Annotated in this window: 9 protein-coding genes; 4 read left to right on the top strand and 5 right to left on the bottom strand. The window is 63.8% G+C overall.

Annotated features, from left to right (window positions below):
* Both R9B85_RS13620 and R9B85_RS13615 read left to right on the top strand, forming a co-directional pair.
* Window positions 1-1,110, top strand: coding sequence for a methionine ABC transporter ATP-binding protein (locus R9B85_RS13620; RefSeq protein WP_423770295.1), 1,110 nt, complete (start codon window positions 1-3; stop codon window positions 1,108-1,110).
* A complete protein-coding gene (locus R9B85_RS13615; RefSeq protein ID WP_008096606.1) occupies window positions 1,100-1,744 on the top strand; it encodes a methionine ABC transporter permease in 645 nt (214 codons plus the stop codon). The genes R9B85_RS13620 and R9B85_RS13615 overlap by 11 nt, the downstream gene beginning before the upstream one ends.
* Window positions 1,745-1,837: 93 nt before the next feature.
* On the opposite strand, the gene dibA is transcribed toward R9B85_RS13615, so the two are convergent.
* Entirely contained in the window at window positions 1,838-3,733 is a 1,896-nt protein-coding gene (gene dibA / locus R9B85_RS13610; protein WP_112251274.1) for a phosphodiesterase DibA, read from the bottom strand.
* Window positions 3,734-3,879: 146 nt separating this feature from the next.
* Between dibA and desA the strand changes: the two genes are divergently transcribed.
* On the top strand, window positions 3,880-5,064 hold the full coding sequence (gene desA / locus R9B85_RS13605; protein ID WP_112251272.1) for a delta-9 fatty acid desaturase DesA: 1,185 nt from the start codon (window positions 3,880-3,882) through the stop codon (window positions 5,062-5,064).
* A gap of 100 nt (window positions 5,065-5,164) precedes the next feature.
* Complete coding sequence (locus tag R9B85_RS13600; RefSeq protein ID WP_112251270.1) at window positions 5,165-6,193, top strand: GGDEF domain-containing protein; 1,029 nt, start codon at window positions 5,165-5,167, stop codon at window positions 6,191-6,193.
* A 115-nt stretch (window positions 6,194-6,308) separates the two neighbouring features.
* Here R9B85_RS13600 and R9B85_RS13595 read toward each other — a convergent pair whose 3' ends face one another.
* From R9B85_RS13595 to R9B85_RS13580, 4 genes are all read right to left on the bottom strand, one after another.
* Window positions 6,309-7,571: a response regulator gene (locus R9B85_RS13595; RefSeq protein ID WP_112251268.1), complete on the bottom strand. Its 1,263-nt coding sequence runs from the start codon at window positions 7,569-7,571 to the stop codon at window positions 6,309-6,311.
* A 137-nt stretch (window positions 7,572-7,708) separates the two neighbouring features.
* Window positions 7,709-8,986 (bottom strand): 4-aminobutyrate--2-oxoglutarate transaminase, encoded by a 1,278-nt coding sequence (gene gabT, locus R9B85_RS13590; protein WP_085721683.1) that lies wholly within the window; start codon window positions 8,984-8,986, stop codon window positions 7,709-7,711.
* A 183-nt stretch (window positions 8,987-9,169) separates the two neighbouring features.
* Window positions 9,170-10,612, bottom strand: a complete 1,443-nt coding sequence (gabD, locus tag R9B85_RS13585; RefSeq protein WP_015268576.1) for an NADP-dependent succinate-semialdehyde dehydrogenase — start codon at window positions 10,610-10,612, stop codon at window positions 9,170-9,172.
* A 338-nt stretch (window positions 10,613-10,950) separates the two neighbouring features.
* Window positions 10,951-12,627: an aryl-sulfate sulfotransferase gene (locus R9B85_RS13580; RefSeq protein ID WP_375149254.1), complete on the bottom strand. Its 1,677-nt coding sequence runs from the start codon at window positions 12,625-12,627 to the stop codon at window positions 10,951-10,953.
* Between the last annotated feature and the right edge of the window lie 12 nt (window positions 12,628-12,639).

Raw genomic sequence — 12,639 nt, 5'->3', positions numbered from 1 at the left:
ATGAACCAGGCCAGCGCGCTCCGGGCGCCTACCATACAACCACTGCCGCCAACGGCCAGGGAGCAGGCCTTGCGCCCGGAGGTCAATGAAGCCCATGTGCGCTTCATCGGCCTGGGCAAGACCTACCCGGGCCAGGCGCAACCGGCCTTGCAAGGCATCGACCTGAACATCCGCCATGGCGAAATCTTCGGCATCATCGGCCGCAGTGGCGCCGGCAAGTCATCGCTGCTGCGCACCATCAACCGTCTGGAGCAACCCAGCCAGGGCCGGGTGCTGATAGATCAGGTGGACATCGCGCCCTTCGACGAGGACCACCTGGTAGCCCTGCGCCGGCGCATCGGCATGATCTTCCAGCACTTCAACCTGATGTCGGCCAAGACCGTGTGGCAGAACGTCGAGCTGCCCCTGAAGGTGGCCAGCGTGGCCAAGGCCGAACGCCAGCGCAAGGTGCGCGAACTGCTGGAGCTGGTCGGCCTGCAGGAAAAGCACCACGTGTACCCGGCGCAGCTGTCCGGCGGGCAGAAGCAGCGCGTGGGCATTGCCCGGGCATTGGTGCATGACCCCGAGATCCTGCTGTGCGACGAGGCCACCTCGGCGCTGGACCCGGAAACCACCGCTTCCATTCTGGAACTGCTGCGCGATATCAACCAGCGCCTGGGCCTGACCATCGTGCTGATCACCCACGAGATGGCGGTAATTCGCGATATCTGCCACCGGGTGGTGGTGCTGGAACGTGGCGAAGTGGTGGAGCAAGGTGAAGTCTGGCGGGTATTTGGCTCACCACGCCACGAGGTCACCCGTACCCTGCTGGCACCGTTGCAAGCCAGGTTGCCAGCTGCGCTGCAAGCCAGCCTGCGGGCCAGCCCGGCAAGCCGCGACAGTGCCGTGGTGCTGAGGCTGACCCTGCTCGGCGAGCCCGAACTGTCTGCCCTGTTCAACGACCTTGGCGGCCGCGTGCGCCTGCTGCAGGGCGGTGTGGAGACCATAGGCGAGCATGCTCTGGGGCAGTTGATCCTGTCAGTGCAGCACTCGTCGCACGACACCCATCAATTGCTGGAACGCGCCCGCCGCTGGGCCGAGGACGTGGAGGTACTGGGCCATGTGGTTTGATCGCCTGCTGGAAGGCTTGCTCGATACCCTGCTGATGGTTGGCGTGTCGTCGCTGATCGCGCTGCTGGTGGGGGTACCGATGGCGGTGCTGCTGGTCACCAGCGACAAGGGCGGGATTTTCGAGGCGCCGCTGTTGAACCGGGTGCTGGGTGCCTTCGTCAACCTGTTCCGCTCGATTCCGTTCCTGATCCTGATGGTCGCGCTGATCCCCTTCACCCGCCTGGTGGTGGGTACCACCTATGGCGTGTGGGCCGCGGTGGTGCCGCTGACCATTGCCGCCACGCCGTTCTTCGCGAGGATTGCCGAGGTCAGCCTGCGCGAAGTCGACCACGGTCTGGTGGAAGCTGCGCAGGCCATGGGTTGCCGACGCTGGCACATCGTCTGGCATGTGCTGCTGCCGGAGGCGCTGCCGGGGATAGTGGGGGGCTTCACCATTACCCTGGTGACCCTGATCAACTCCTCGGCCATGGCCGGAGCGATCGGTGCCGGGGGCTTGGGGGATATTGCCTACCGGTATGGCTACCAGCGTTTCGATAGCCAGATCATGCTGACCGTGATTGCCATGCTGGTGGCGCTGGTGGCGTTGATCCAGCTGGGTGGGGACCGCTTGGCGAAAGGCTTGAACAAGCGTTGAATTCTTCGCGGGTAAACCCGCTCCCACAGGGATATCACAGCCATCAAACCCTGTGCAGTACCTGTGGGAGCGGGTTTACCCGCGAAGAGGCCCTCAACCCCAGTGCAGATCCTCGGCAGGCACCGGCCGCCCGAACCAGTACCCCTGCCCCAGCTGACACAGCTCCTGCAGCAGGAAGCTGGCCTGCTCCGCCTGCTCGATACCTTCGGCATGCACCTGCATGCCCATGCTACGGGCCAGGGCTATGATCACCCGGACTATCGCGATGTCGTCCTCATCCAGCGGCAACCCGGCAACGAAGCCCTGGTCGATCTTCAGCTTCTGCACCGGCAAGCGTTTCAGCCGCAGCAGCGATGAATAACCGGTGCCGAAGTCGTCGATAGCCAGGGTCACCCCCAGCTCGCGCAAGCGGTGCAGCTGCTCCAGCGCCACCTCCGGGTCCTCCATCACCGCACTCTCGGTCACCTCCAGTTCCAGCACGGCCGGGTCCAGGCCGGTGTCGTGCAGCACCTCGGCCACCTGCTGGTACAGCTCGGGCTGGCCAAACAGGCGGCTGGAGATGTTCACCGCCACGAACGCCAACTGCCGCCCTTCACCCTGCCATCGCACCATCTGCCGACATGCCTGGCGCAGTACCCAAGCGTCGATCTCGGCAATCAGCCCGGTGCGCTCGGCAATCGGGATGAACTCACCCGGTGGCACCAGGCCGCGCTGGGGATGCTGCCAACGCACCAGGGCTTCGACGCCGACCTGGCGGCCGCTCGCCAGGTCGTGCACCGGCTGGTAGAACACCCGCAATTCGTCCTGCTCCAGGGCCCGGCGCAGCTCGCCGGCGGTTTCGACCCGGTGCTGGGCGTGAGCGGTCAGCTCTTCGGTATACAGCGCATAGCAGGCTCGCCCGTTGCTCTTGGCTTTGTACAACGCCGAGTCGGCATTGCGCAGCAACTGCTCGGCACTCAAGGCATCGCTGGGGAACAGGCTGATGCCCACACTGACGCTGATGAACAGGCGGTGGCCGTCGAACACGAACGGCTCGCGCATGCGCTCGATGATGCCCTGCGCCAGCTTGCCCGCCTGGCCGACCTCATGGCAGTTTTCCGCCAGCACGCCGAATTCGTCGCCCCCCAGGCGCGCCAGGGTCACGCCGCTGCCCAGCACCTCGCCCAGACGCTCGCCAACCAGCTTCAGCAACTGGTCGCCGATGGTGTGGCCAAGGCCGTCGTTGATGCTCTGGAAGTGATCCAGGTCCAGCAGCAGCAAGGCGCAACCGCGCTTGTTGGCCTGGGCTGCGGCCAGGGCCTGCTCGGCCCGGTCGTTGAACAGCAAGCGGTTGGGCAGGCCGGTCAGTGGGTCGTGGTGGGCCAGGTAGGCCAGTTCCTGTTCCGAATGCTTGATCGCGCTGATGTCGCTGAACACCGCCACGTAGTGGCTGAGCTCGCCTTCATCGTCACGGATGGCGCAAATGGTCTGCCACTGCGGGTAGATTTCACCGCTCTTGCGCCGGTTCCAGATTTCGCCGCTCCACTCGCCCTTTTCCGCCAGGGTGGCGAAGATCTGCTGGTAGAACGCCAGGCCATGGCGACCCGACTTGAACTTGTTCGGGCGCTGGCCGATGACCTCGTCCTGCTGGTAGCCGGTGATGCGCATGAAGGCACGGTTGACGTGCACGATCAGGCCATCGCGATCGGTCACCAGCACGCCTTCGAGGGTGCTGTCGAACACCGCCGCAGCCATGCGCAGGCGTTCACGGTCTTCGCCACGCATACGCGCGCCAACCCCGATGAAGTCGAGCAGCCGTACCCGCGACACATAGATCAGCACAGCGCTGAGCAGCACCCAGACCACCAGGTTGATCTGCCGGCCCACGTTCAGTGCAAGAGGGTCGTCGGTCATACCGTGCAACACCACCTCGGCCAGCGTCAGGCAGAGGACCGAGAGCACCACATACAGCGCAGCCATGCGCAAGGCGTCGCGAACTGAAACAGACATGTCGGGTGCAATTGCCCATAGAAAATGATGGGGCATTATAAAGGCTGAAACATGCCGTGACTTCCTATCTGAACGGTTGACTGGTTTTATTTCCCGGTCAAGGGATAATCGGCCCTTCCCCCTGCATTTCGAGGGTATCTACACCTATGTGGTACAACGGCCTGCTCGACTTGTCGGCCTGGCAACTGGTCGGCATCACTTTGTTGATGACCCACGTGACCATTGTCAGCGTCACGGTCTACCTGCATCGCTACTCCGCGCACCGGGCCCTTGAGCTCAATGGCGCGCTCAAGCACTTCTTCCGTTTCTGGCTGTGGCTGACCACGGCGCAGAACACGCGCGAGTGGACTGCCGTCCACCGCAAGCATCACGCCAAGTGTGAAACCCCCGAGGACCCGCACAGCCCCGTACACAAGGGCCTCAGTACAGTGCTGCGCAAAGGTGCCGAGCTCTATCGTGAGGAGGCGCGCAACCCGGAAACCCTGCGCATCTACGGCAAGAACTGCCCGGATGACTGGATCGAGCGCAACCTCTACTCCCGCTACAAGCTGGGCGGCATCGCGCTGATGGCGGTGATCGACCTGCTGCTGTTCGGCACCATCGGCATCACCATCTGGGCAGTGCAGATGATGTGGATTCCGTTCTGGGCCGCCGGGGTGGTCAACGGCCTGGGCCACGCGCTCGGCTACCGCAACTTCGAATGCCGCGATGCCGCCACCAACCTGGTGCCGTGGGGCATCGTCATCGGTGGCGAAGAGCTGCACAACAACCACCATACCTACCCCAACTCGGCCAAGCTGTCGGTCAGGCGCTGGGAGTTCGACATGGGTTGGGCGTGGATCCGCCTGTTCTGCCTGCTGCGCCTGGCCAAGGTGCAGCGCGTGGCGCCGATCGCCCACCGGGTCGAAGGCAAAGGCAACCTGGACATGGACACCGCCATGGCCATTCTCAACAACCGCTTCCAGATCATGGCCCAGTACCGCAAGCTGGTGATCGGCCCGCTGGTCACCCAGGAACTGGCCCGCGTCGATGCCTCGCTGCGCCACCACTTCCGCCGTGCCAAGCGCCTGTTGTCGCGCGAGACCAGCCTGCTGGAAGACCGCCACCACGTGCGCATCGAGTCGATGCTCGCCCACAGCCAGGCGCTGAAGACCATCTACGAAAAACGCCTGGCCCTGCAGCAGATCTGGGCGCGCACCAGCGCCAACGGCCACGACATGCTGGCCGCCATGAAGGACTGGGTACACGACGCGGAAACCAGCGGCATCCAGGCTCTGCGCGACTTCGCGGCACAGCTCAAGACCTACTCCCTGCGCCCGACCGGCGCCTGACCGCCGTTGATCGGCACGCCCCTCTGGCGGGGCGTGCCGACCGGAACTTCGCCCTCTCGTTTACACTCATATCTGGCACATCGCCCGCGTGGCGGGCCAGATGCTGGCCGCACGCTTTCACGCCGAGATCTGCTCCGTGCACATGGCCAAGAACATTCCAACGATACTGCCCGGCACCCCGCCTCCCGAAGCCGCCCAGACCTTGCTTGCGCTGTTCCACGCCCAGGGTGAGGTTGCCCGCCTGAGCGAGCGCGAGCAGCTGTTCAGCTCGCTGCTCGACAGCGTCAACGCGGTGCTATGGGCCTTCGACTGGGAAACCCGTCAGGTGCTGTACGTCAGCCCCGCTTACGAGCGCATCTTCGGCCGCCCGGCCAGCCTGGTGCTGGCCGACTACAACGAGTGGCGCGACAGCATCTACCCCGACGACCTGGAGTTCGCCGAGCGCAGCCTGGCCCAGGTACTGCTCAAGGGCTCGGTGGAAGACCGCGAGTACCGCATCCTCAATGCCGACGGCCAGCTACGCTGGCTGAGCGACAAGTGCTACATCAACCAGCAACGCGATGGCGACCGGGTGATCATCGTTGGCATCGCCGAAGACATCACCGAGAAGAAGCAGCTCGAAGGCGAGCTGCAGCGCCTGGCCACCACCGACGTGCTGACCCAGAGCAGCAACCGCCGGCACTTCTTCGAATGCGCCCAGCAAGCTTTCGACAGCGCCCGCGAAGACGGTACGCCACTGGCCTTCCTGCTCTTGGACATCGACGATTTCAAGCGCATCAACGACAGCTATGGCCACCAGGAAGGCGACCAGGTGTTGCAGCAGATCGCCGACAGCGGCAAGGCCGTGCTACGCCGGGGCGACGTGTTCGGGCGTATTGGCGGTGAGGAGTTCGCGGCGGTGTTTCCGGGCTGTACTGCCCAGGTGGCGGAACAGATTGCCGAGCGCTTGCAGCGGCATATCCAGCGGCTGAGCTTCAGCCATGGGGAGCAGACCTACGGCGTGACGGTAAGCCAGGGAGTGACCGGGCTGACTGACGAGGATGCGGCGCTGGACAGCCTGTATGCCAGGGCCGATGCGGCGATGTACCAGGCCAAGCGCCAGGGCAAGAACCAGATCGTCCGCGGCTGAGCCTTTGGGGGGGCTTTGCCCCCCTTTCGCGACACAAGGCCGCTCCTACAGGCAACCGCGTACCCGTGTAGGAGCGGCCTTGTGTCGCGATGGGCTGCAAAGCGGCCCCAAGATCTCAGCCCGAAACTTCACCCTCAGCTAAAGGCGGTTCTTCCTGCTGCGGCTTCACCTCCGGGTTCTCCACCTTGCGCAACCGCCTCAGTTCCGGCAGGCCAAGCTTGAGCAGCCGCGCAGTCTTGCTGCTGGCCACCTTCTCCAGCCCCTGCTCGGCCGGCAGCCGCGACAACTGCCCGGCCAGGTTCATGGCCAGGATCTCCCGCGAATACACCCCGCCGCCCAGTTGGTAGATTGCCGCGATCAACTCGCGCAACCCCAGCGGCAACCGCCAGCGCGTACGCAGCGCCGAGCCGAACGCCGCACCGAACTCATTGAGCGACAGCTGCACCTGGTCCTCATCCAGCTCGCCCCCGGCCAGCCGCCACTCCTGCAGGCAGCGCAGCACCGCCAGGTCGCCCAGGCAATGCAGCAACCCCGCGCAATAACAAAGCCCTTCGTCCAGCTCGAGCATGCGTGCCAAGGTGCGGCCATATTCGGCAGCGTGCAGCGACAAATCCCAGTAACGGGCTGCATGCTCCGCCAGCAGCGGGTCACTGAGACGCGCACTGCGCTTGAGGGTCATGCCCAGGATAAGGTTCATGCTCTGGGTGCTGCCAAGCTTGTTCAAGGCCTGCAGCAACGTCTGCACCGGTGCTTCGCGGTGCAGTGCTGCGCTGTTGGCCGCAGCGATCAGCACGGCGGTGATCTGCGGGTCGCCCTGCACTTGCTCTTCAAGCACTCTCAGGTTCAGGCCATGGGGGTTGAGCGCGCGCTTGATCGCCACCTGCACATCGGCCAGCAACGGCCCGCCATCGGCGGTAGCGCGACGCTGCTCGAGGTAGGCCGGCAGGCTCGCACCTGCCTGCAAGGCCGGCACTGGGCAGGCGATTTCTTCGCCAACCGCCAGCAGCAGCTCTTCCAGGCGCTTGCGCAGGGTGTCCAGGTTCAGCGGCTTGCTCAGGTAGGCCGTGGGGTGCAGGGGCAATGCTTCGCGCACACTGGCACTGTCGCTGCGGTTGCTCATGAGGATGAACGGCAACCCCGAGCCTTTGGCGCGCACCTTGCGCAACAGGTCGAGGCCATCGACACCAGCCAGTTCGCGCGCGGCGATGATCAGGTCGGGCTTGCTGGACAGCGCGCTCAAGGCCTGCGAGCCGTCGGCGCAGACCTGCAGGCGGGCATCACAGCGCACGCTCAGCAGCATTTCGCTGAGCATGTCGCGTACCCAGGGGTCGCCCTCGACAATCAGCACGCTTGGTGGGGTGGGGTCTGCAGCGTTCATCGCCAACTCCTGAATAGCCCTGACACACAGTCCATCGCAGCTTCCTGAGCAAATCCTCCGACAACGATAGCGCTCCATGGCTTTCCTGGGCACAAAAAAAAACCCGCCGAAGCGGGTTTTTTCTGAAGCGCGTCACATCAGGCGAGTTCAGCGAAGCACTCTTCGATGATAGCCAGGCCTTTGTCCAGCAGTGCGTCTTCGGCGGTCAGCGGAACCAGGATACGCAGGACGTTGCCGTAGGTACCGCAGGACAGCAGGATCAGGCCCTTCTCGCGGGCCTTGGCGACAACCTGGCCAACGGCAGCAGCGTTCGGGGTGTGAGTGCCTTTCTCGAAGACTTCGACAGCGATCATCGAGCCCAGACCACGGACGTCGCCGATGATCGGGTACTTCTTCTGGATTTCGCGCAGGCCAGTGGTCAGGCGCTCACCCACAGCTTTGCTGCGGTCCAGCAGTTTCTCTTCTTCGAACACTTCGATCACGGCCAGGGCCGCGGCGCAAGCGATTGGCGAGCCGGCGTAGGTGCCGCCCAGGCCGCCAGGAGCGATGGCGTCCATGTACTCGGCCTTGCCGCACACACCGGCCAGCGGGAAGCCGCCAGCGATGGATTTGGCGAAGGTGGTCAGGTCAGGCGCAACGCCCATCTGCTCCATGGCGAAGAAGGTGCCAGTACGGCCAGCGCCGGTCTGTACTTCGTCGGCGATCAGCAGGATGCCGTGCTGGTCGCACAGGGCGCGCAGGCGCTTCATCAGCTCTTTCGGCGCTGGCAGGAAGCCGCCTTCGCCCTGTACCGGCTCGAGGATGATCGCGGCGATGTCACGCGGCTCGGCGTCGTTCTTGAAGATGCGCTCGACCGAGGCGATGGCGTCGTCAACGCTGATGCCGTGCAGTTCGCTCGGGAACAGGGCGCGGAAGATGCCACCTGGCATCAGGCCCATGCCAGCGGAGTACGGCACGACCTTGCCGGTCAGGCCCAGGGTCATCATGGTACGGCCGTGGTAGCCGCCGGTGAAGGCGATGACACCAGCGCGGCCAGTGGCGGCACGGGCGATCTTGACGGCGTTTTCAACGGCTTCGGAGCCGGTGGTGACCAGCAGGGTCTTCTTGTCGAAGTCGCCTGGGACCAGCTTGTTGATCTTCTCGCACAGCTCTACGTAAGGCTCGTAGGCCAGCACCTGGAAGCAGGTGTGGCTGACCTTGGTCAGCTGCTCTTGCACGGCCGCAACCACTTTCGGGTGCAGGTGGCCGGTGTTCAATACTGCGATGCCGCCGGCGAAGTCGATCAGTTCGCGGCCTTCAACGTCGATCACGGTCGAGTTCTTCGCGGTATCGACGAAGATCGGGTGGATCTGGCCAACGCCACGTGGGACGGCGGCTACACGACGTTGCATCAAGGATTCGTTGGTCTTGCTCATAATGCCCTCATTGCGCCGGTCTGGAGTGGCGCTTTTATTCGGGGGTGGCTGGGAGTGCTCGCGAACAGTATTCGTTGATCGACTGCCATGAACGCCCTGGCCACCAGGTACTGCGATGTAAAAAAGGCCAGCGAGACGTCGCTCTCGCGCCCCGCTGGCAGAGGTAAAGCCGTTACCGTGCGATCAGACGCTGATGCACAGGTATTTGATTTCGAGGTAGTCCTCGATACCGTACTTGGAACCTTCGCGGCCCAGGCCCGAGGCCTTGATGCCACCGAACGGTGCCACTTCGTTGGAGATCAGGCCGGTGTTGATACCTACCATGCCGTATTCCAGGGCTTCGGCAACACGGAACACACGGCTCATGTCGCGGGCGTAGAAGTACGAGGCCAGGCCGAACTCGGTGTCGTTGGACATGGCGATGACTTCGGCCTCGTCCTTGAAGCGGAACAGCGGCGCCAGTGGGCCGAAGGTCTCTTCCTTGGCGACGGCAGCGGTCTTCGGTACGTCGACCAGAATGGTCGGTTCGAAGAAGTTGCCTTCGATGATCTTGCCACCGGACAGTACCTTGGCGCCTTTGCCAACGGCGTCTTCGATGTGTTCCTGGACCTTGGCGACAGCCTTGCCGTCGATCAGCGGACCAGTGGTGGTGCCTTCTTCCAGGCCGTTACCGATCTTCAGCTTGGCAACAGCGGCGGCCAGCTTCTGGGCGAACGCGTCGTAAACGCCGTCCTGCACGTAGATACGGTTGGCGCAGACGCAGGTCTGGCCGTTGTTGCGGTACTTGGAGATGATCGCGCCCTCGACCGCCTTGTCCAGGTCGGCGTCGTCGAACACGATGAACGGGGCGTTGCCACCCAGCTCCAGAGAAACCTTCTTGATGTCCTTGGCGCATTCTTCCATCAGCTGGCGACCGATTTCGGTCGAGCCGGTGAAGGACAGCTTGCGGACCAGGGAGTTGCCGGTCAGTTCGCCGCCAACTTCGCCAGCGCTGCCGGTAACCACGCTCAGCACGCCAGCCGGGATGCCGGCACGGTGAGCCAGTTCGACCAGGGCCAGGGCGGAGTAAGGGGTCTGCGAGGCAGGCTTGAGCACCATGGTGCAGCCAGCGGCCAGGGCCGGGCCGGCTTTACGGGTGATCATGGCGGCCGGGAAGTTCCACGGGGTGATGGCCGCGGTAACGCCGATTGGCTGCTTGATGACGATCAGGCGCTTGTCTGGCTGGTGGCCCGGGATGGTGTCGCCATAGACGCGCTTGGCTTCTTCGGCGAACCACTCGATGAACGAGGCAGCGTAGGCGATTTCGCCCTTGGCTTCGGCCAGCGGCTTGCCTTGTTCGGTGGTCATCAGGCGAGCCAGGTCGTCCTGGTTCTCGATCATCAGTTCGAACCAGCGACGCAGCTTGGCCGAACGCTCCTTGGCGGTCAGGGCACGCCAGGCCGGCAGGGCCTTGTCGGCGGCTTCGATGGCGCGGCGGGTTTCCGCGGTGCCCATCTTCGGCACGGTACCGATGACTTCACCAGTGGCCGGGTTGGTGACCTTGATGGTCTGGCCGTTGTCCGCATCCAGCCACTCACCATTGATGTAGGCTTGCTGGCGGAACAACTGAGCGTCTTTGAGCTGCATGTCGGCTTCCCGAATTGTTGATTGTTGAAAAGCGCCCAAGGCAGGGCATCGAGCGTTTGAAATCTCAAACGAATGCTAAGCGGCTGCTGGGGTGTTGGACAATAGGCTGTTCGAAAAAAAGAACGAATGGTTGAACACCCTGGCGGAAAATTCATGATTTGCATAATGGCAACCGGCCTCTTCGCGGGTAAACCCGCTCCCACAGGATCTGCACAGCATCCAGAATTTGTGCAGTACCTGTGGGAGCGGGTTTACCCGCGAAGAGGCCAGTACAGGTTAGACGAAGGAGCTGAAGGAAATGTGATGGGAGGACCGACGGCCCTCCCGGAAGGGGTTGATCAGAACGCCTTGGCCAGGTCGATCACCAGGGCCCGGTAACCCACGCTGCCCGGCTGCCGGCTGTGCACCTTCAGCTCCACCAGCACCTCCTGGGTCCCGCGCCGCACCTCGTTGAGCACGGTGGTTGTCAGTTTCTCCGGGGTCAGGAAGTTCACCGACGCCGAGTAGATGAACTGGGTGTCGGTCTCTGGCCGGTAGGCCACCACCGAAGTCACCGGGCTGTACCACTCGTCGCCGCGCTCCTTGCCGTATTCCCACACCTGCTCGACCGTGCCCTTGGCCTCGTCGATGCGGTACTCCACCGCCCGGCTGTAGTTGCCGGTCAGCCTGGTTGGCGCAAAGTCGCGGCCCCAGCCGTTGTCGAACACGGTCAGCGTGCCTTTGCCGGTCAGCCAGGCGGTGTGCTGGGTCCACGACCAGTCGAAGCCTTCGCTCGCCACCGGCTTCAGCACTTTTTCGCGCAGGCGCTCAGGCCAGCCTTGGGGCGAGGCGAGAATCCATTTCACCTGTTTGTCGCGGCCTATCTTCACCACGCCCTGGTGCCGTGCTGAAACGATGATGCTGTCGTCTTCGGCGTCGTAGTCGATGGCATTTACGTGTGCCCAGTTACGCCCGGTGCCCACTCCCGGGGTGTCACCAAAGGGCAGTTCACCCTCGGCCAACTCGTTGGCCAGCCGCTCGTCCTGTTTCTGCACCCCGGGCGGCAACTGGATGGCTGCCTTGCCCAGGGTTTCCAGCAGGTCGCCACGGTACGGGTCGAGGATCTGGTTGAGGTCCCAAAAGTCCAGTACATCACCGGCCTCGTTGACCTCGATGATGTGGTCGCGAATCGAGCGCACGCGCTTGCCGTCGGGCCGGCGATAGTCGCTGGTGCCCACCCGCAGCAGGTAGGTGCCATTGGCGGTTTCGCGGATTTCATGGGAGAAATCGGCAAACTTGTCGGGCAGCGTGCGTTGCCAGATGCGCCGGCCCAGCAGGTCGTATTTGGAATAGGTCTGGCCCTGGCCCCAGATCAGCTTGCCGTCGCGGGTCTGCTGGAAGCCCATGGTGCCGCCCAGGCCATCGCGGCGGTTGGAGTCGTGGATCTGCTCGATGTCCAGGTACCAGCGCACGTCACCATTGCTGTCGGCGATCCAGTTGTTGCCCACCTGGTCCCATTCTGCCGCGCCGCCCAAGGCATTCCACTTGAAGGCGCGCCCGCCCGGGATGTCACCCTGCAGGTGGTTGAACAGGTACAGGCGCTTTTCAAAACCTGGCGCTACCTTGACCGGCTGTACTTCAGGCAAGGCAGCGGTCTGCTTGGCCACCACCGGCAAGCGCACGGCCGGGGCGTAGATCTGGTACTGCTCGCGGATGCGCTCGCCGTCAAGCTTGTAGGTCACTTCCACCTGGTTGACGTGATCCGGGTACAGGCCGAATACCGGGATGCCGCCGTAGGTCCACAACGAGCGGTCGGATACCTCGTAGGCGATGTCCACACCCCGCTCGCCCCGCCCCAGCACGCGCACGTGCGCGGCACTCAGGCTGCGCCCACCGTCGCGAATGATCGCGGTCAGCGGCGCCAGGCGATACGGGTTGACCACCACGTCGCCGAGCAGGGCACCGTCAGGTTCGGGGACCTTGGCGGTCAGGCAGGCGCCTTCAGGCAATGCAGGGGTTTCGGTCTTGGCATTCATGGCATAGCTCCT

The sequence above is a fragment of the Pseudomonas sp. NLJ1 genome (assembly GCF_049486705.1).
In the GTDB taxonomy this organism is placed as follows: Bacteria; Pseudomonadota; Gammaproteobacteria; order Pseudomonadales; family Pseudomonadaceae; genus Aquipseudomonas; species Aquipseudomonas inefficax.
This window is presented reverse-complemented; position numbering and strand designations above follow the sequence as displayed.